The sequence below is a fragment of the Comamonas sp. NyZ500 genome (assembly GCF_016772095.1).
Classification (GTDB): Bacteria; Pseudomonadota; Gammaproteobacteria; order Burkholderiales; family Burkholderiaceae_C; genus Comamonas; species Comamonas thiooxydans.
Map to the genome: position 1 here is coordinate 201,443 of NZ_JAEIJE010000008.1, position 19,057 is coordinate 220,499.

A 19,057-nucleotide genomic window follows, 5' to 3' on the forward strand; every position below is an offset into this window, starting at 1 on the left:
TCCCCGAGACAATGACTCACCACCCCTACCGTAAACCCTTGCCCGGCACTGCGCTGCATTACTTCGACGCCCGGTCCGCTGTGGAAGCCATCCGCCCCGGCAGCTGGACCACACTGCCCTATACCAGCCGCGTCCATGCCGAGAACCTGGTGCGGCGCAGCGATCCGGCCCGCCTGACCGAGTACCTCACGCAAATCGTTGAACGCAAGCGCGAACGCGATTTTCCCTGGTTCCCGGCCCGCGTGGTCTGCCATGACATCCTGGGCCAGACAGCGCTGGTCGACCTGGCCGGCCTGCGCGATGCGATTGCCGAGCAAGGTGGCGATCCGGCCGCTGTCAATCCCGTGGTGCCCGTGCAGTTGATCGTCGATCATTCGCTGGCCGTTGAGTGCGGTGGCCATGACCGCGAGGCCTTCGAGAAAAACCGCGCCATTGAAGACCGGCGCAATGAGGACCGCTTTCACTTCATCGACTGGTGCAAGCGAGCCTTCAAGAATGTGGAGGTGATTCCGCCAGGCAACGGAATCATGCACCAGATCAATCTGGAGCGCATGAGCCCTGTGATCCATGCTATCGATGGTGAAGCATTCCCAGATACTCTGGTAGGTACCGACAGCCACACGCCACATGTCGATGCACTGGGAGTGATCGCCGTGGGCGTGGGCGGTCTGGAGGCAGAAAACGTGATGCTGGGCCGAGCCTCGTGGATGCGCCTGCCCGAAATCATTGGCGTACAACTGGCCGGCACGCGCCAGCCGGGCATCACTGCCACCGATATCGTGCTGGCCTTGACGCAATTCCTGCGTCGACAAAAAGTGGTGGGGGCATATCTTGAATTTTTCGGGGAGGGCGCACGGAGTCTGACGATTGGCGACCGCGCCACCATCTCCAATATGGCTCCCGAATATGGAGCCACGGCGGCCATGTTCGCGATCGACGAGCAGACGATCGACTATCTGCGTCTGACGGGGCGCGAGCCTGCACAGGTGCAACTGGTCGAGAACTACGCCAAACAGGCAGGTCTGTGGGCAGACAGCCTGGAGAATGCCGAATACGAACGTACGCTGAGCTTTGACCTGTCCAGCGTGGTGCGCAATATAGCCGGCCCTTCCAATCCGCATGCTCGCCTGGCAACCAGCGAGCTTGCAGCAAGAGGCATTGCCGGTGAATGGACGCAGGCCGAAGGGCAGATGCCAGATGGAGCGGTCATCATTGCAGCCATTACCAGTTGCACCAATACCAGCAACCCACGCAATGTGATCGCGGCCGGCCTGCTGGCGCGCAATGCGCGCAATCTGGGCCTGGCGCGCAAGCCCTGGGTCAAGACCTCGCTGGCCCCCGGCTCCAGAACCGTGCCGCTGTATCTGCAGCAAGCCGGCCTGCTACATGACTTAGAAGCGCTGGGCTTTGGCGTGGTGGCCTTTGCCTGCACCACCTGCAACGGCATGAGTGGCGCACTCGATCCGGCCATTCAGCAGGAAATCGTGGATCGCGACCTCCACACCACAGCCGTGCTTTCGGGCAATCGCAACTTCGATGGTCGCATCCACCCCCATGCCAGGCAAGCCTTTCTGGCCTCGCCACCGCTGGTCGTGGCCTATGCGATTGCAGGCACCATGCGCTTCGATATCGAGAACGATGTGCTAGGCGTCTTCCAGGGCCGCGAAATCCGTCTCAAGGACATCTGGCCCGGCGATGAGGAAATCGACGCCGTGGCCAAGGCTGCCGTCCAGCCCGAGCAGTTCCGCGCGGTCTACGAGCCCATGTTTGCCATCCGCTCAGACCAGGGCGGGAAGGTCGAGGCACTGTATGACTGGCGCCCGCAGAGCACCTATATCCGCCGTCCGCCCTACTGGGAGGGGGCGCTGGCCACAGAGCGCACGCTGCGCGGCATGCGCCCTCTGGCCATCCTGCCCGACAACATCACCACCGACCACCTCTCGCCCTCCAATGCCATCCTGATGGACTCGGCCGCAGGCGAGTATCTGCACAAAATGGGTCTGCCCGAGGAGGACTTCAACTCCTATGCCACGCATCGCGGCGACCACCTGACCGCGCAGCGCGCCACCCTTGCCAATCCCAAGCTCCTCAACGAAATGGTGGTGAACGACCAGGGCAAGGTGCGCCAGGGCTCTCTTGCCCGCGTCGAGCCCGAGGGACTGACCATGCGCATGTGGGAAGCCATAGAGACCTATATGCAGCGCAAGCAGCCGCTGATCATCATCGCCGGCGCCGACTACGGCCAGGGATCGAGCCGTGACTGGGCCGCCAAGGGCGTGCGTCTGGCCGGTGTGGAGGTCATCGTGGCCGAGGGCTTCGAGCGCATCCACCGCACCAATCTGATCGGCATGGGGGTGTTGCCGCTGGAGTTCCTGCCCGGCACGAGCCGCCACACACTGGAGTTGAATGGCACCGAGAGCTTTGATGTCATCGGCCGGCGCAGCCCCCAGGCCACGCTTACACTTCATATCCACCGAACGACAGGTGTCCGCACCGAAGTGCCGGTACTGTGCCGCCTCGATACCGCGGAAGAGGTCTCGATTTACGAGGCCGGTGGCGTGCTGCAGCGCTTTGCCCAGGACTTCCTCGCGGACAGCGCCGCAGCCGATTCCACATCGACGGCTGAACTTGTGAGCTAAGGAGCAGCTATGAGCCAGGCACGCATGCTGATTGTCACCCAGCCCAAAAGCCCGGTACGTCATCGCCTGCGTGCCCGGATCAGCGCTTTGGGCCTTGATAAAGAACTGGGCGAGCGCCTGTTCTCTCCAGACAACTGGCACCAAACCTGGTGTGGCCCGTTTGACTCCGGGCAAGAGGCACTGCTCGCCTTGCTGGCCGCAGGCAATGCCGTTCAAGCGGCGCAGTTGAAGGCCTTCGAGCTCAGCTTCAACCGCATTCGCGGTGAGGAGGGCGAGCGCATTCACTGGTCTTTGCTAACCCGCGGACGTCCGGAGCCTTTCAACCGGCTGCTGACAACGCTACAGACCGAGTTGAAATCCCACGGTTTCAAGGATGACGGCCATAGACCGCATATCACCATCAGCTACAAAGCTCTACATGCCCTGCCCACTCGGCGTATCGATCCCGTCGACTGGCTGATCGATGAGATCCAGCTGGTCGAGCGAACCGGCACAGGCAAGCAGTTACGCTACCAGCTACTGCATCGCTGGCCATTGGCTTCCGCCTCTCCGCCTCGTCCTCAACAGCTACGCCTGTTTCACTGATTCAAGGCTCAAGCCCTGGCTTGAGCCTTGAATACCTTGTTTGTTTGCCATTCCATGTCCCTCACTTCGCAAATCCGCATTCCCGCCACCTATATGCGCGGAGGCACCAGCAAAGGTGTGTTCTTCAAGCTTCAGGATCTGCCCGAAGCGGCCCGGCAGCCCGGCCCTGTTCGCGACGCCATCTTTCTGCGCACCCTGGGTAGCCCCGACCCTTATGGCAAACAGATTGACGGCATGGGCAATGCCTCATCCTCCACCAGCAAAGGCGTGATCCTCAGCCAGAGCGCAAGCGCCGATCACGATGTGGACTATCTGTTCGGCCAGGTCTCCATCGATCAGCCTTTTGTGGACTGGAGCGGCAACTGCGGCAACCTGAGCGCTGCCGTCGGCCCCTGCGCCATTCACATGGGTCTGATTCCGGCCGAGCGCATTCCGCAAAACGGCGTGGCCGTCATTCGCATCTGGCAGGCCAATATCGGCAAGACCATCATCAACCATGTGCAGATCCGCGATGGTCAGGTGCAGGAAACCGGGGACTTCGAACTTGACGGCGTGACCTTTGCCGCTGCCGAAGTGGCCCTGGAGTTCCTGGACCCCGCCGATGAAGGTGAGGACGGAGCTGCCATGTTTCCCACCGGCAATGTCTGCGACGAGCTGGATGTGCCCGGCGTCGGCCACTTTTGCGCGACCCTCATCAATGCCGGCATTCCGACCATCTTTCTCGATGCCAGAGAGCTGGGCTATACCGGCTGCGAACTGCAGGATGCCATCAACAGCGATAGCCCCGCCCTGGCCAGGTTCGAAGCCATCCGCGCCCATGGCGCACTCAGGATGGGTCTGATCAAGGATCTGGGTGAAGCTGCCACACGCCAGCACACGCCCAAGATAGGCTTTGTGGCTCCTGCGCAAAGCTATATCGCCTCAAGCGGTAAAGCCATTGCAGCCAGGGATATTGATCTGGTGGTTCGGGCGCTGTCCATGGGCAAGCTGCACCACGCCATGATGGGCACGGCCGCCGTCGCCATTGGCACGGCTGCCGCCATTCCCGGCACGCTGGTCAATCTGGCAGCGGGCGGCGGCGAGCGCCAGTCCGTACGCTTTGGCCATCCCAGCGGCACCCTGCGTGTGGGGGCCGAAGCCAGGAGCGACCAGGGTCAATGGCAGGTCACCAAGGCCTTGATGAGCCGCAGCGCCCGCATTCTGATGGAAGGCTGGGTACGGGTTCCGGGCGAGGTGCTGCAGGCCTGACACCGGGTATTGCCCTGCCGGGCGCCTGCCGCACGCAGGCCTGGGCAGGGTTCAAGCGCTCAAGATGACGCTTTCAATCCGGTGGCGGCCTTTGTTCTTGGCCGCATAGAGCTGCCGGTCCACGGCTTCGATAAAGCTGGCAGGTCGATCATGCTCTGCCGGCTGCACCGTCCCCGCACCAATGCTCATGGTGACCCGCCTGCCATGGGGCGACAGTGCATGCACGATGGACTGCTTCTGGATCAGGCGCTGGCAGCGCTCGGCCACTTTTTGCGCAGTTTCGGCATCGGCTTCGGGCAGCAGCACCACAAACTCCTCGCCACCGTAACGCGCCACCAGGTCACGCTGTCCGTCCAGTGCCAGGCTCAGGGTCTGGGCAATATCCACCAGACATTTGTCGCCCTGGATATGACCGTATAAATCGTTGTATTGCTTGAAGAAGTCGACATCGAACAGCAGCATGGACAGGGGCTTGCCATCGCTGCGCGTGCGCTCCCACTCCTGCTCGAAACTGGTATCGAAGCAGCGCCGGTTGGCAATGCTGGTCAGACCATCCTTGAAGGAAAGCACCTCCAGCTCCTTTTGCAGACTCAGCAGCCTTTCCTCGGTCTTCTTGCGCTCGCTGATGTCGAACATGAAGCCGATCAGCGCTTCGGCCTCGCCTTGCGCATTGCGCACCACATGGACCACATCGCGAATCCAGACATAGCCGTTGTCCTTGGTCAGCGCGCGATAGTCAGCCTCATGGTCCACGCCCGCCTGGGACTGGCTCACGCAGAAATTCACCACGTATTCGCGGTCTTCGGGGTGCATGCGCATAGCCCAGTCTTCGACACTGACCCAGCTTTCACGGCTCCAGCCAAGCAGGCTCTCGATCTGAGGGCCGATATAGGCGAACTTCATGGTCGCCCAGTCGATCTTCCAGGGAATGGCCTTGGTGGATTCCAGCAAGGTTCTATAGACCGCACTCTCGTTCTCGAGCTCGCTCACGTCGGACATAACCCGTCTCTCTCCCGATCTCAATCGATAAAACATCAGGCTGGCTGTGGTGCCGGTCTTGACCCGGCCCACCAGACAGCGGAGCCTGCAGTCTTTCACACCCAGAAAGCCCGAGGCACAGCCCAATCTCCGCTTGCTGGTGATTGTTGCGCCGGATGCCGCAATTCACGCTATGCACTCACGATATTGGCCGAAATCATACGCATGGTGCACTGCAGGCGCTCAAGCAGTGTTGCTGCTAAGCCTTCATGCGCCGCCACAAAGTGGCCCGGCTGATGCCGAGAATTTCACAGGCCTGGCGCTGATCACCTCCGACTGACTCCAGCACTTCGCGCAATCGCTTCTGTTCGGCAAGGCGACCCGCGTCTCTGAGCTGTGCCTGCCGAGCCGCGGCAGGCTCGGCCAGAGCCAGGCCGTCGGCGCACTCCGGGAAGACTTCAAGCAAGCGCGCCATATCCAGAAGGCCACCCCGGCCTGAGTCCAGATAGTCGCTGCAGGCCAGCAGGCGCTCCACCCAGTTGTCCAGTTCACGGACATTGCCGGGCCAGTCATGCGCCGCAGCCCTGACCAGCAGTGCATCGAGCTGCTGCTCCACTCTGTCATGCAGTGCGCGGGGCAACCCGCTTGCAGCGCTCAGGCGCTGAGCCAGCATGGCGCGGCCCAGTTCAGCAACATCGGCACCACCTCGCATTTGTAGCGAAGGCGTGCTCAGGCGCAGCACCGCCAGCCGGTAGTAGAGATCGCGCCGGAACCGGCCACGCTCCACCTGATCCGCCAGATCCGCATGGGTGGCGGCAATCACGCGCACATCCACGGGAATCGGCGTGGTGGAACCTACGCGCAATACCTCGCGCTCCTGCAGCACGCGCAGCAGCCGCGATTGCAGTGCCAGCGGCATGTCGCCAATTTCATCGAGAAACAGGGTCCCGGTATGCGCTGCCTCGACCAGCCCGGTCTTGCCGCCGCGCCTGGCCCCGGTAAAAGCGCCTTCCTCGTAACCGAAAAGCTCGCTCTCCAGCAGGCTTTCACTGAGCGCCGCACAGTTGACGGCCAGAAATGGCTGCTCCGCACGCCGTCCCGCGCTGTGAATGCCTTGCGCCACCAGCTCCTTGCCGGTCCCGCTTTCTCCCAGGATGAGCACCGTCGCATCGCTGTTCGCGTACTGCCTGGCCAGCAGTCGCACGCGCTGGGCAGCGGGGCTGCTGCCCAGATAGTCCTCAATGCGCCAGCGTACACCGGCGGCTCTTTGCCGCTGACTGGCGCGCAGGCTGCGATCGGCCCGCTGAATGACGGCTGGATCGCGGCAGACCAGCAAAGCGCCGGTCACCAGCCCGTTTTCCACAATTGGCGCACGTCGCACCACCAGGGTACGCAGGGCCAGTTGCACCACCTCTTCTCCGCCCTCCTCGCCAGCGAGCGCCCGAGCCGTGCCCAGGGCCGGAGCCACCTCTTCCAGCATGCGGCCGTGCAAGGCATCGACCGGGGTCCCGAGCAAGGCGGCCATTCGTGGGTTCAGCGCGCAAATACGGCCACGCTCGTCCACGGCAGCCACACCATCCTGCAGTTGATGCAACACGGTTTCCAGCCGTTGATGCCGGTCGCGCTCGGCACGTCGATGACGGGCCAGCAGCATGGCGTCGCTGAGTGCCTGACGCACCGAAATATCGGAATACAGCAACACGCTGGCCATGCCCGCCTGCTCTGCCAGATCGGCCACCAGGCCCGGCGCCACCACGGCACCAACGCCTTCCGCCTTGAGCTTTTGCACGCAGGCCGGCGCGTCATGCGGACCTTGATAGGCGATCTGGACCAGGCCCAGGCCGAACAGGCTGTCGAACTGGGCCACCACGGGCGACGGCACCTCGAAGTTGACCAGGCCCACGCGCGGAGCCTCTTCCGTGGTCTGCAACTTGGCCTGGCGCAGCGCCTGCAGCAAATCCAGGCCACGCACTTCTACCATGGCCAGCGGAATGTCCACGCGCTCTCGAATCCAGGCTCCACTGGCTCCCGCCCCCACCAGGGCATCGATGGGCTGGCGCAGATTGAGCGCCTGCACCTGGGCCACCGCATCATCGAAGGAGGCCGAGATATGCGAGAACCTGGCCTCACCCGACCAGGGCTGTGCCAGCCGCTCCAGCACCCGCCCCACACGGTAGCGGCCTACGGTGACGATGTGCGGCAAATGCGGCTGGCCGGCTGCCGGCATCCGTTTGATGCCATCGTTCGATATCGCATCTGTTTCATTCATGAAAATAATTATTTCATCAATGAAATACAACCAATACACCGCTACCGGCAGCCAGTCCACAGAATCACAAAAATCCCAATGATTTCAAACACTTGATATTCAAGGGGTTTTCCCTAGATTCGTCTGGCACGGTGCTTGCGGTAACAGCCCATACCAATAGGGATTTGGATCCAGGAGATATCCATGTTTTTGAACCGTCGCAATCTTGTTGTCCAGGCCTTGACTCTTTCCGTGCTGGGCGCAGCTGGCCTGGCCCAGGCCGCCGACTGGCCCACGCGCCCGATTCGCCTCGTGGTGCCGTTTTCCGCAGGCGGCGCCAATGACTTGATGGCCAGATCGGCGGCCGAAGGCGCCTCCAGGATCCTCGGCCAGCCCGTGGTGATCGACAACCGCCCCGGCGCAGGTGGCACCGTGGGTGCCGATATCGTGGCCAAGGCCCAGCCCGATGGCTACACGCTGCTGGTCAGCGCGGCAGGCGTCATCTCCAACAGCATGATCAAGAAGACCATGCCTTTCAAGGACGATGCCCTGCAGCCCGTGGTGATGATTGGCCTCGCACCTTCGGTGATCGTGGTGCCCAAGAACGCGCCCTACAACAATCTGCGCGACTTCGTCGAAGCCTCGAAGAAGGGCGCAGGCTTCAACTTTGCCACCGCCGGCACGGGCAGCACGCCGCACTTCGTGGCCGAGATGCTGAATGTGAAATACGGTGCCAAGCTACAGCCCGTACCCTACAAGAGCGGTTCGGAGAGCACCACGGCCGTGCTCGGCGGCCAGGTCGAAGGCACTTCAGAAGCCAGCATCATCGCGCTGCCGCACATCATTCACGAGGGCAAGTTCAAACCTCTGGCCACGACCTGGACCCAGCGCATCTCCGCCTACCCCCAACTCTCCACTGCCGTGGAGCAGGGCTTTGCCGATCTGCAGATCGCGCACTGGGCCGGCATTCATGCCCCCAAGGGCACGCCGCCCGCCATTCTGGACAAGCTGGCAGCCGCCGTGGACAAGGCCATGAAGGAGCCCGCCACCGTCGAAAAGCTCAAGGGGCTGGGCATCGAGCCGGTCGGCGGCACACGTGCGGAATTCGTGAAGTTTACCGATGCCGAGCGCAAGCGCCTGGGCGAGATCGTCAAGGCAGCTCATATGCAGGAGAAGTAAGCTGAACAAAAAAACATAGCAACCAGCGTATGCCCCATATACGCTGGATCCTTAAAAGAATACTGAGACCTGATTCATGATTTCCCGTAGAAACGCCTTGCTCCGCGCCACTGCCTGGGCTGCCGCCACCACCGCCTTGCTGGGCGGCTCCTCTGCCGCTCTGGCCCAGGGCTCTGAAGCCTGGCCCACCCGTACCGTCAAGCTCATCGTGCCCTATGCGGCAGGCGGCTATGCCGATACCCGCGCACGCCTGATTGCCGACTCGCTGGGCAAGGTGCTGGGCCAGCCCGTGATCATCGACAACCGCGGCGGTGCCGGTGGCGTGACGGGCACGGATGCCATCGCCAAGGCCAACGACGGCCACACCTTCGGCTTCGGCTCGCCCGGCCCCTTGGTCACCAACCCCATGCTGATGAAGAAGATGCCTTATGACGCCAAGACGGCGTTCAAGCCCATCATCCTCATCGAGCAGGCGCCCCTGTTTCTGACCACGGCTCCCAACCAGCCCTTCAAGAGCGTCCAGCAACTGCTGGCCCACGCCAAGGCCAAGCCCGGTGATCTGACCTATGGCTCCTCGGGCGTGGGCGGGGCCCACCATCTGTCGGGCGAACTGCTGGCCTATCAGACCCAGACCCAGCTGACCCATGTGCCCTACAAGGGAGGCTCGCTGGCGGCCACCGACCTCATGGGCGGCCATCTGGCCATGATGTTCGAGATGGGCTACTCGGCCCTTCCCTCCATCAAAGCCAAAAAGATCAATGCCCTGGCCGTCTCGAGCAAGACCCGTCTGGCCGTGCTGCCCGAGGTGCCCACGCTGGACGAAGCCGGGGTCAAGGGCTTCGAGTCGTACAACTGGCTGGGCATGATTGCGCCGGCCGGCACGCCCGACGCCGTGGTGGCCAAGCTCAACCAGGCCGTCAACGAAGCGCTCAAGAACGACAAGTCTCTGCGCCAGATGATCGAAAGCAGCGGCGGCCAGATTATGGGCGGCACACCCCAGGCCTATGGCAAATATCTTGAAGCCGAGCGCGCCAAGTGGGGGCCCGTGATCAAGAACGCGAATATTTCGCTGGACTGATTCCCCCGAGCCGCTGCGCAGCCTTGGCCGCGAGGCGGTTGCTGCCAGGCAGCGCCCTGCCTCGTCAAGGCTGACAGCCAGCCGCGCAGGGCAGATAAGCATCAGAGTCTTTTTTACCAAGAAATCTCATGAACCCCAAACAACAACTCAAAGCCCTGGCCGATGCCCGCCGTGGCGTCATCGTGCCCGGTGCATTCAACGCCATGTCGGCGCGGCTGATTGCCGATCTGGGCTTTGAAGCCATCTACGTGACCGGTGCCGGCGTGACCAATATGTGGTTCGGCATGCCCGACCAGGGTTTCATGGGTCTCGGCGATATCGCCGACCATACGGCCCGCATCCGCGACGCCGTGGAAGTGCCGCTGCTGGTCGATGCCGACACCGGCTTCGGCAATGCCGTCAACACCTACCACGCCGTGCGCACACTGGAGCGCGCCGGTGCCGACTGCATTCAGCTCGAGGACCAGGTCAGCCCCAAGCGCTGCGGCCACTTCAATGGCAAGGCCGTGATCGAAACCGGCGAAATGCTGGGCAAGATCAAGGCCGCCGTCGATGCGCGCCGCGACAGCGGCACTCTCATCATGGCCCGTACCGACGCGGCCGCCGTCCACGGCTTCGAAGCCGCCATCGAGCGTGCCCAGCAGTTTCAGGAAGCCGGCGCCGACATCCTGTTTGTCGAGGCCGTCACCCAGGCCGAAGAAGTGCGCGCCCTGCCTCAGCGCCTGCAAGCGCCCCAGCTCATGAATATGGTCATTGGCGGCAAGACCCCCATCTTCAACGCCGATGAACTGGGCGAGCTGGGCTATGGCTTTGTGCTCTACGCCAATGCCGCACTGCAAGGGGCCGTGGCCGGCATGCAAAAGTGCCTGACCCTGCTGCGCGACGATCACAAGGTCGATGAAGACCCTGCCATCGTCGCCCCCTTCCTTGAACGCCAGCGGCTGGTGAACAAGGACTTCTGGGATGGGCTGGAGCAAAAGTACCAGTAATCCGGTCTCCGGACCCAGCGCCTGAATGGCGTGCAACGTTGATACATCAGGCGCCGCACGCCATGTTTTCAGGCCGGTGTGACCATGGCCGGCAGCATTCACTACCCTGGCTACGGCCTCGAAACCGGTTGCGCAGGGAGCTCTGGGCGTCATCCTCTAGTGCAGCGTGGCTCCATCCAGCGCCAGCCTGACTCGCATCAAGGCATGCCGAAGTTTTTCGAGCGACACCGAACCCAAGGCCAGCCGCAGTGCTTGCGGCACTTGCACGCCAGTGGCGAAGGGTTCGGCCGTTGACACGGAAATTCCTGCCGTCTGCAGCGCCATCGCGACCTGATCAGCCCTCAGCTCGTCAGGCATGGGGAGCCAGACAAAATACGAACTGGGGTGGCACATGCAGGGCAGCCCCTTGAAGACCTGCGTCACCTGTTTCTGACGCATCTGGGCGTCCTCTCGCTTCTGAGCTTCCAGCCTGGCAACCGTCCCGTCTCTCAGCCAATTCACAACCATGGCGGTCATGACGCCGGGGGTGTTCCAGGTCGTTGCACGGATAGCTCGTTCTATCCGAGATATCCAGGCTGCCGGCGCAGCCACAAAGCCCACCCGCAAACCCGTGGCGACACTCTTGGAAAAGCCTGAGACATATACCGTGGACTCAGGCAGCAGTGCGGCCATGGGCGGTGGTGCATCCTGCGCAAGAAACGCATACGCGGCATCTTCGATCAGCAACAGGCCATGGCGACGGATCAACGCTGCAAATGCATGACGTCGGTTGATGCTCATCACCCATCCAAGCGGGTTATGGAGAGTCGGCATTGCATAGACCGCGCGCACCTTGCGGCGTCGGCACAGCAACTCCAGCGCATCGAGATCCGGCCCCGAACCAGTTGCCGGAATGGCAATCAATTCAAGCCTCAGCTGTTGCGCCAACACTTTGAAGCCCGGGTAACTCAAAGCATCAACAGCCACTACATCGCCCGGTTGCAGCAATGCCATGGCCGTGCTTGCGAGGCCATGCTGCGCTCCATCCACGATAAGCACCTGTTCGGCAGGAACCGTCAGCCAAGGTATAGGGCGATAGCAGCTCGCTCATGGGCCCGGCCGCCGTGCGGCTGATAGCGCAGCAGCGCCTCCAAATCTCCGCTGGCGGCAAGTTGACGCAAAGCGGAGCGCAACAACTCGGCTTGACCAGGAAGAGCCGGAGCGTTGAAGTTCAGGTCCAGCATGCCTATCGCAGCGGCATGCTGGTCGATACCGAGGCCACGTGGCAGCGCTGTTTCGCGCACAAAAGTTCCTCGCCCCGTCTCGCCGCTGACCAGGCCCATGGCCTGCAGTTCGGCATAGACACGAGTCGCCGTGACCAGGGCCAGTCCTTCCCGGGATGCCAGTTGCCGGTGGGTGGGCAGGCGTGTGCCCGGTGCCAGCCGGCCTTCGCGAATTTCCGAGGCTAGCTGGTCCACCAGCTGCTTGTATCGGGCAATCGGCATATAGAACCTGTATCCATGACAATTATTTGAACGTATTGGACCTCATCTCTAGCATGAGCATTGATACAAGTTCACATCCGGAACACATCCCAATGCATATCGCAATCCTGACTTTCGAAGGCTTTAACGAGCTCGACTCACTCATTTCTCTAGGCATACTCAACCGCATCAAGCGACCCGGTTGGCGAGTGTCGATTGCCTGCCCGAGCGCACGCGTCAAGTCAATGAACGGAGTGGTCATCGCAGCCCAGGCCACTCTGGAGGATGCGAGTGCTGCAGATGCGGTCATCGTGGGCAGTGGAATGCAAACGCGTGAGGTCGCGCGCAATGCCGACCTCATGTCGAGACTCAGGCTGGACCCTTCACGGCAACTGATTGCTGCACAGTGCTCCGGCACGCTGATACTGGCCAAGCTCGGCTTGCTGGATGGCGTGATGGCGTGTACCGACCTGACAACCAGGCCCTGGGTTGAAGAGGCTGGCATTCGCGTACTGGAGCAACCATTCTTCGCAAACGGCAATGTGGCTACCGCTGGAGGTTGCCTGGCTGCGCAATACCTCGCCGCCTGGCTTATTGCCCGTGTCGAGGGGATCGAGGCCGCCAGGAGTGCATTGCATTACGTGGCCCCTGTGGGTGAAAAAGATGTCTATATGGCCCGGGCCATCGCCAATATCTCGCCTTACCTGCCGGCCTGACTTGCTGCATCAGCGTGATCGCGGAAGCGCGCTGAAGACCTCAGACAACTCGAATGCAGCCGGTCGCCGGCCCCGGTAAAGCCTCCGAGCCCGGACTCTTTGCAAATTCCGGATTGTTCGCTTGCACAAAATCGCTGATGTCCTCAGCTCGAGAACACCCTGGCAGTCAAAACAATCCTCATTCTGGCTGCTGCAGGCAAAGCACAGCAGGCATGGCTCTGACAATGGCTCAGGCCGCCTTCCAGCCTTGCAGCATCAAATCCAGCGCCTGCAAGGACTCGTTCAGGCGCTCGGGTGGAGCGCCCTCCTCGGCAATCCAGAAAGCCGCTTCAATCAGGCAGCCGTTGAGCAACCTTGCCAGCGCCGCTGCACTGGCATTCACGATCACCCCCTCGTCGATGAGCTGCTGCAAAAAACCGGCGATAAAAGCAATGCATTGCTGGTGCTGCTGACCCTGGTCGGTGCCAGTGAGCACAGAGCGTGCATCCTGCAGCACGATGCGACGAATTTCTGCCTCCTGCGCCATGGCCAGATAGGCGCGGCAATAGGCCAGAAAGCCCTCCCATGGATCGTCATGGCCTCGCAGCACAAGCTCCAGCCGCTGGTCCATTTCTTCATCCATCTGGGCCACCACGGCAGCCAGCAGGCCGGGCTTGCCACCAAAGTGGTGATAGAGCGCGCCGCGCGTCAAACCGGCCTGCGCGGTCAGCTCGTCCATGGCGGCCTGGGCGTAGCCATGCTGGGCGAAAGCGCTGCGCGCAGCACTGATCAGCTTGGCCCGCGTGGCTTCGATCATGCTGGCACGACTCTGGCGAACTTGGGTCACTGCGAACTCCCGGCAATATTCACATACAAAGCGTATGCCAATCATACGCGCTACATCCCAAGCTCCTAGAATGTCACTCGCATACACGATGTATGCAAATGAATCTATTCAAGGGTTTCCATGTTGAATGCTTACCGCAAGCTGTTTACGGCGCCGGGCAGCACGGGCTTTGTGCTGGCCGGGCTGCTGGCGCGACTGCCGCTGTCGATGACAGGGATTGGCTTGATCACCATGCTGTCGCAGCAGCGCGGCGCCTACACGCTGGCAGGCATGGTGTCTGCCTGTTTCGCGCTGTCGATTGCCGTTCTGGCACCGCGCATCTCGGCGCTGGTTGACCGTTACGGCCAGTTCAGGGTGCTGCCGTTTGCGGCCGCCAGCAGTGCGCTGTCGATGCTGGCCCTTCTGGCCTGCGCCCACTGGCAGGGGCCGGACTGGCTGCTGCTGGTACTGGCCGCTGCCGTCGGCAGCCTGCCCAGCATGCCGGCCATGGTCCGCGCCCGCTGGACGGCGATCTACAGTGGAACGCCTCAGCTGCAGACCGCGTTTGCACTGGAAGGCGTGCTCGACGACCTGGCCTTTATCGTCGGCCCACCGCTGTCGGTGGGCCTGAGCATGCTGCTGTTCCCCGAGGCCGGCCCGCTGGCAGCAGCGCTGTTCCTCATCATAGGCGTAGGCCTGTTTGTGGTGCAACGCCGTACCGAACCACCTGTCAGCCCCCATACCAGCTCGGAAACAGGCAGGGCGTCGTCGATGCTGCGCCAGCCCGTGGTGCGCACGCTGGCGCTGTTCATGCTGGCACAAGGCGTCATCGTGGGCGTGATCGATGTGGCCAGCGTGGCCTTCGCCACAGCTCAGGGCCAGCCCGGCATGGCCAGTGTGGTGTTGTCCTTCTATGCGCTGGGCTCCTGTGCCATGGGCTTGCTGTTTGGCACGCTGCGCCTGCAGATGCCGCTCAGCCGCCAGATCGTCTGGGTCGGGGCATCGGTCGCCATCTCCGCACTGCCCCTGTTGCTGGCCAGCAATCTGACGGCACTGACGCTGGCCGTTCTGCTGGCAGGCATTACCTTTGGCCCGACGATTACCGTGGCCATGAGTCTGGTGGAGCAGCAGGTACAAGCAAACCGACTGACCGAGGGCATGACCTGGCTGCTGACTGGCCTCGCCAGCGGTGTAGCCCTGGGCGCTGCCGCTGCCGGCTGGCTGATAGACCACTGGGGCGCACAGCAATCGTTTGTGCTGACGCTGCTGGCGGGCGGCGCCATGTGGCTGTGGGGCGTGCAAGCCGGACGGCAAGCCGACCGTGCATCCGCACCGGGCATGAGGGCCATCAACATGTGAGTCAGCCGCTATTGCTTATTCAGCCGTCGGCTGCCGCTCTTCTCAAGAGTCGTCCTGCGCGGATGCGGCAGCCGGCAGAGCCAGACCAGGTGCTCGTGCCAGCGCAATAAAGGCCTGCAGATAGTCGGTATGCAACTCTGCCTCGCGCGCGCCGAGGTAGATTTGCTTGGCTATGCCCTTGCTGCCCAGCTTCACGGGTACGACTGCCATCTTTTCGGCATATTCCAGAGCCAGCCAGCGCGGCAGAGCCGCGACGCCCCGCCCGCTGGCGACCATCTGCATCATGATGTCGGTGGTCTCTATGGTTTTATGGCGCCTGGGGGCAATGCCTTTGGGTAGCAAAAACCGGGTATAGATGTCGAGCCGATCCACGGCCACGGGATAGGTAATCAGCACCTCGCGAGACAGATCGCCGGGCTTGACATGGTCAACCCGGGCCAAGGCGTGATCCGCAGCCACGACCAGCACCTGCTCATAGTCAAAAACGGGCTCGAAGTGCAGACCCGGCTTGAACAGCGGATCGGGCGTGACCAGCATGTCGATCTCATAGCCGAACAGCGCACCGATGCCGCCAAACTGGAACTTCTGCTTCACGTCCACATCCACGTCGGGCCAGGCGGCCAGATAGGGTGAGACGATTTTCAGCAGCCACTGGTAGCAGGGATGGCATTCCATTCCGATGCGCAAGCTGCCGCGCTCTCCCAGAGCAAATTGCTGCAAACGCGACTCGGCCAGATCCAGCTGAGGCAGCACGCGATTGGCCACCGCCAGCAGGTATTGACCCGCCTGCGTCAGGCGCAGGCTGCGCCCTTCACGCAGCCAGACATCGGTGCCGAGCTGGGCTTCCAGCTTTCTCATGCTGTGGCTCAGGGCGGACTGGGTGACACACAGCACATCAGCTGCCGCAGTCAAAGAGCCTTGTTTTTCAACCTCTTGCACGATGGCGAGATGGATACGCTCAATCATCTGTGAACACAATTCATGGATACATGAGAAACAACCATTTTACTTCATGCATCGATTCCAGGAACATCCAGTCCGCTGACCCGAGCCACTCTGGCCATGGGCCAAAGATCACAAGACTGGATTTCTGCATGACGACTATTCACAACCTGGGCTTTCCTCGCATCGGCGCAAAGCGCGAACTGAAGTTTGCGCTGGAGTCCTACTGGAGAGGTGAATCCTCGCGCGATGCGCTCGAGGCGCTGGGCGCCGAGCTGCGCCAACGCCACTGGACCGCGCAGCAAGAGCTGGACTGGGTGCCTGTGGGTGACTTCGCGTTCTACGACCAGGTACTGGACATGAGCTTTACGCTGGGCAATCTGCCCGAACGGGTGCAAGGCTTCGAAGGCGATGCACTGGACAACTACTTTCGCGTGGCCCGTGGTCGTTCGGCGGTCGCGACCGAACCCCCTAGTACCGACCACACCCGCTGCTGCGCTGGCATCGCCGCGGCCGAGATGACCAAATGGTTTGACACCAACTACCACTACATCGTGCCCGAGTTAAGCTCGACCACCGAATTCAAGCTCGATGCATCGCGCCTGCTGGAACAACTGGCCGAAGCCAGGACACAAGGCATACAGGCCAAACCCGTCCTCATAGGCCCCGTCACCTATCTGGCGCTGGGCAAGGCCAAGGACGGCACCAGCAAGCTGGAGCTGCTGCAGCGGCTGCTGCCCGTCTATGCCCAACTACTGGATGCGCTGGCGACCCAGGGTGTGGAATGGGTGCAGATGGATGAGCCCATCCTGGTCACCGAACTCGATGCCGACTGGCAACATGCGTTCAACACTGCTTACCACCACCTCAAGAGCAGCAGGGTCAAGCTGCTGCTGGCGACCTATTTCGGCCAGTTGGCTGAAAACAAATATCTGGCAGCAAACCTGCCCGTAGCCGGCCTGCACATCGATGCCATCAACGGCCAGGACGATGTGCAACAGCTGCTGGGGCTGCTGCCCGCGCACAAGGTACTGTCGCTGGGCGTGATCAACGGCCGCAATATCTGGAAAACCGATCTGAATGCCGTGCTGGACTGGGTGGAGCCGCTGGCAGAGCGCCTAGGCGACCGTCTCTGGATTGCGCCATCCTGCTCCTTGCTGCATGTACCCGTGGACCTGAACAGCGAACAAAAGCTGGATGCCGACATCAAATCCTGGCTGGCCTATGCTCTGCAAAAACTGGATGAGCTGCGCGTGCTGGGCAAGGCTTTGCGCCATGGCCGAGATTGCGTCAAGGCCGAACTGGCCGACAACGCTTCAGCTCTGGCTGCACGCCGCACATCGCATCGCGTCCACAACCCCGTGGTGCAAGCTGCGGTCAAGCAGATCAGCTCCCAGTTGGGCCAGCGCCAGAGCAGATATGAAGCACGCGCCCCCAAGCAAGCCCGCTTGCTCAAGCTGCCAGCCTTCCCGACCACCACTATCGGCTCTTTCCCACAGACGGCAGAGATCCGCCAGACACGCAGCGAATTCAAGGCCGGCCGCCTGGATTTCGCCCGCTACCAAGGCGCCATGCGCGCCGAGATTGAACGCTGCGTGCGAGAGCAGGAGGCTCTGGGGCTGGACGTTCTGGTGCATGGCGAGGCCGAGCGCAACGACATGGTCGAATATTTTGGCGAGCAACTCGACGGCTATGCATTCAGCCAGTTCGGCTGGGTGCAGTCCTATGGCTCACGCTGCGTCAAGCCGCCCATTCTGTTCGGCGACATCAGCCGCCCCAAGGCAATGACGACGGAATGGATCCAGTACGCCCAGTCCTTGACCCGCAAACCCATGAAAGGAATGCTGACAGGCCCGGTCACCATCCTGAACTGGTCATTCGTGCGCGATGACCAGCCGCGCGCCACATCCTGCTATCAGCTGGCTCTGGCGATTCGCGCGGAAGTGCTGGATCTGGAAAGAGCCGGCGTGCGCGTGATCCAGATCGACGAGGCGGCATTGCGCGAGGGCTTGCCATTGCGCAAATCACAATGGAAGGAATATCTGCACTGGGCCGTGGAGTCCTTCCGCATCAGCGCCAATGGCGTTGCCGATGAAACCCAGATTCACACCCATATGTGCTATTCGGAGTTCAACGACATCATTGCTTCGATTGCAGCCATGGACGCCGATGTGATCACCATAGAGACTTCGCGCTCGGACATGGAGTTGCTGGAGGCCTTCGAGCACTTCGATTACCCCAATGAGATCGGTCCGGGCGTCTATGACATCCACTCTCCCAATATTCCCACCAAGGCAGGCATCGTGGAGCTCATGCAAAAAGCCGCAAAACGCATTCCCACGGAACGCCTTTGGGTCAACCCTGACTGCGGCCTCAAGACACGCCAGTGGGCAGAAGTGATTCCTGCACTGCAGCACATGGTGGAGGCTGCCAGAACATTGCGCCAGTCTGTCAAAGTAGCCGAATCCGTCTGAAAGCAGGCGACGCTCCAGCCGTCTCCTAGTTGCCCAGGCATGCCCTGGGCTTTTTCATACCGAGATGCACGATCGGGTGACGCAGATTCGGCGCCCAGCCTGCAAGGCAGGCTGGCACATAGAGCCTTTCGGCATCAAGCGCCCAAAGCAAAAAGCCCTGCAGACTTTCATCTGCAGGGCTTGTGCCACAAGTTTGGAGGCGCGAACCAGAGTCGAACTGGTCTAACCGGATTTGCAATCCGGGGCATAACCGCTTTGCTATCGCGCCGCTATCACAAAAACCTGGAGCGGGAAAACGGGTTCGAACCGTCGACCTATACCTTGGCAAGGTATCGCTCTACCAACTGAGCTATT

At 61.8% G+C, this 19,057-nt stretch carries 13 protein-coding genes, 1 tRNA gene and 1 pseudogene; 9 read left to right on the plus strand and 6 right to left on the minus strand.

What is annotated here, in order from left to right:
• Nucleotides 1–11: 11 nt before the first annotated feature.
• From acnD to prpF, 3 genes are read left to right on the plus strand one after another with little or no spacing between them, the layout of a single operon-like run.
• Entirely contained in the window at nt 12–2,639 is a 2,628-nt protein-coding gene (gene acnD, locus JAO85_RS14520; RefSeq protein WP_039049228.1) for a Fe/S-dependent 2-methylisocitrate dehydratase AcnD, read from the plus strand.
• Between the two features lie 9 nt (nt 2,640–2,648).
• Nucleotides 2,649–3,224: a 2'-5' RNA ligase family protein gene (locus JAO85_RS14525; protein ID WP_202788370.1), complete on the plus strand. Its 576-nt coding sequence runs from the start codon at nt 2,649–2,651 to the stop codon at nt 3,222–3,224.
• Between the two features lie 54 nt (nt 3,225–3,278).
• Complete coding sequence (gene prpF, locus JAO85_RS14530; RefSeq protein ID WP_202788371.1) at nt 3,279–4,472, plus strand: 2-methylaconitate cis-trans isomerase PrpF; 1,194 nt, start codon at nt 3,279–3,281, stop codon at nt 4,470–4,472.
• Between the two features lie 51 nt (nt 4,473–4,523).
• Here the strand turns inward: prpF and JAO85_RS14535 are convergent, their stop codons facing one another.
• Both JAO85_RS14535 and prpR read right to left on the minus strand, forming a co-directional pair.
• On the minus strand, nt 4,524–5,471 hold the full coding sequence (locus JAO85_RS14535) for a sensor domain-containing diguanylate cyclase (protein ID WP_004341372.1): 948 nt from the start codon (nt 5,469–5,471) through the stop codon (nt 4,524–4,526).
• A gap of 238 nt (nt 5,472–5,709) precedes the next feature.
• Nucleotides 5,710–7,719, minus strand: a complete 2,010-nt coding sequence (gene prpR / locus JAO85_RS14540; RefSeq protein ID WP_202788373.1) for a propionate catabolism operon regulatory protein PrpR — start codon at nt 7,717–7,719, stop codon at nt 5,710–5,712.
• 183 nt (nt 7,720–7,902) lie between these two features.
• On the opposite strand from prpR, the gene JAO85_RS14545 reads away from it, so the two are divergent.
• The 3 genes from JAO85_RS14545 to JAO85_RS14555 all read left to right on the plus strand — a co-directional run bounded on the left by JAO85_RS14545 (nt 7,903) and on the right by JAO85_RS14555 (nt 10,944).
• On the plus strand, nt 7,903–8,877 hold the full coding sequence (locus JAO85_RS14545) for a tripartite tricarboxylate transporter substrate binding protein (RefSeq protein WP_202788374.1): 975 nt from the start codon (nt 7,903–7,905) through the stop codon (nt 8,875–8,877).
• 76 nt (nt 8,878–8,953) lie between these two features.
• Nucleotides 8,954–9,955, plus strand: a complete 1,002-nt coding sequence (locus JAO85_RS14550) for a tripartite tricarboxylate transporter substrate binding protein (RefSeq protein WP_202788376.1) — start codon at nt 8,954–8,956, stop codon at nt 9,953–9,955.
• Between the two features lie 128 nt (nt 9,956–10,083).
• Nucleotides 10,084–10,944, plus strand: coding sequence for an oxaloacetate decarboxylase (locus JAO85_RS14555; protein ID WP_012837456.1), 861 nt, complete (start codon nt 10,084–10,086; stop codon nt 10,942–10,944).
• A 156-nt stretch (nt 10,945–11,100) separates the two neighbouring features.
• Here the strand turns inward: JAO85_RS14555 and JAO85_RS14560 are convergent.
• A pseudogene (locus JAO85_RS14560) lies at nt 11,101–12,428 on the minus strand (PLP-dependent aminotransferase family protein).
• Nucleotides 12,429–12,520: 92 nt separating this feature from the next.
• Between JAO85_RS14560 and JAO85_RS14565 the strand changes: the two are divergent.
• Nucleotides 12,521–13,123: a DJ-1/PfpI family protein gene (locus JAO85_RS14565; RefSeq protein WP_087863482.1), complete on the plus strand. Its 603-nt coding sequence runs from the start codon at nt 12,521–12,523 to the stop codon at nt 13,121–13,123.
• A 229-nt stretch (nt 13,124–13,352) separates the two neighbouring features.
• Here JAO85_RS14565 and JAO85_RS14570 read toward each other — a convergent pair whose 3' ends face one another.
• Nucleotides 13,353–13,919 carry a TetR/AcrR family transcriptional regulator gene (locus JAO85_RS14570; protein WP_004341384.1) on the minus strand — a complete coding sequence of 189 codons (567 nt, stop codon included), beginning with the start codon at nt 13,917–13,919 and terminating at the stop codon, nt 13,353–13,355.
• Nucleotides 13,920–14,069: 150 nt separating this feature from the next.
• Between JAO85_RS14570 and JAO85_RS14575 the strand changes: the two genes are divergently transcribed.
• Entirely contained in the window at nt 14,070–15,287 is a 1,218-nt protein-coding gene (locus JAO85_RS14575) for an MFS transporter (protein ID WP_202788379.1), read from the plus strand.
• 42 nt (nt 15,288–15,329) lie between these two features.
• Here JAO85_RS14575 and JAO85_RS14580 read toward each other — a convergent pair whose 3' ends face one another.
• The gene (locus JAO85_RS14580; RefSeq protein ID WP_004341389.1) at nt 15,330–16,253 is read right to left on the minus strand and encodes a LysR family transcriptional regulator; all 924 of its coding nucleotides are present in this window, start codon (nt 16,251–16,253) and stop codon (nt 15,330–15,332) included.
• A gap of 128 nt (nt 16,254–16,381) precedes the next feature.
• Here JAO85_RS14580 and metE point away from each other — a divergent pair, with 128 nt between their 5' ends.
• Complete coding sequence (gene metE / locus JAO85_RS14585) at nt 16,382–18,703, plus strand: 5-methyltetrahydropteroyltriglutamate--homocysteine S-methyltransferase (protein ID WP_202788380.1); 2,322 nt, start codon at nt 16,382–16,384, stop codon at nt 18,701–18,703.
• A gap of 194 nt (nt 18,704–18,897) precedes the next feature.
• Here the strand turns inward: metE and JAO85_RS14590 are convergent.
• Nucleotides 18,898–18,971: transfer RNA gene (locus JAO85_RS14590), tRNA-Cys, on the minus strand.
• Nucleotides 18,972–19,057: the final 86 nt, after the last annotated feature.

Coding starts and splice junctions, on each gene's coding strand:
- JAO85_RS14565 (WP_087863482.1), top strand. CDS start 12,521: ATGCATATCGCAATCCTGACTTTCGAAGGCTTTAACGAGCTCGACTCA.
- metE (WP_202788380.1), top strand. CDS start 16,382: ATGACGACTATTCACAACCTGGGCTTTCCTCGCATCGGCGCAAAGCGC.
- JAO85_RS14550 (WP_202788376.1), top strand. CDS start 8,954: ATGATTTCCCGTAGAAACGCCTTGCTCCGCGCCACTGCCTGGGCTGCC.
- JAO85_RS14535 (WP_004341372.1), bottom strand. CDS start 5,471: ATGTCCGACGTGAGCGAGCTCGAGAACGAGAGTGCGGTCTATAGAACC.
- prpR (WP_202788373.1), bottom strand. CDS start 7,719: ATGAATGAAACAGATGCGATATCGAACGATGGCATCAAACGGATGCCG.
- JAO85_RS14545 (WP_202788374.1), top strand. CDS start 7,903: ATGTTTTTGAACCGTCGCAATCTTGTTGTCCAGGCCTTGACTCTTTCC.
- JAO85_RS14555 (WP_012837456.1), top strand. CDS start 10,084: ATGAACCCCAAACAACAACTCAAAGCCCTGGCCGATGCCCGCCGTGGC.
- JAO85_RS14575 (WP_202788379.1), top strand. CDS start 14,070: ATGTTGAATGCTTACCGCAAGCTGTTTACGGCGCCGGGCAGCACGGGC.
- JAO85_RS14580 (WP_004341389.1), bottom strand. CDS start 16,253: ATGATTGAGCGTATCCATCTCGCCATCGTGCAAGAGGTTGAAAAACAA.
- JAO85_RS14570 (WP_004341384.1), bottom strand. CDS start 13,919: ATGATCGAAGCCACGCGGGCCAAGCTGATCAGTGCTGCGCGCAGCGCT.
- acnD (WP_039049228.1), top strand. CDS start 12: ATGACTCACCACCCCTACCGTAAACCCTTGCCCGGCACTGCGCTGCAT.
- prpF (WP_202788371.1), top strand. CDS start 3,279: ATGTCCCTCACTTCGCAAATCCGCATTCCCGCCACCTATATGCGCGGA.
- JAO85_RS14525 (WP_202788370.1), top strand. CDS start 2,649: ATGAGCCAGGCACGCATGCTGATTGTCACCCAGCCCAAAAGCCCGGTA.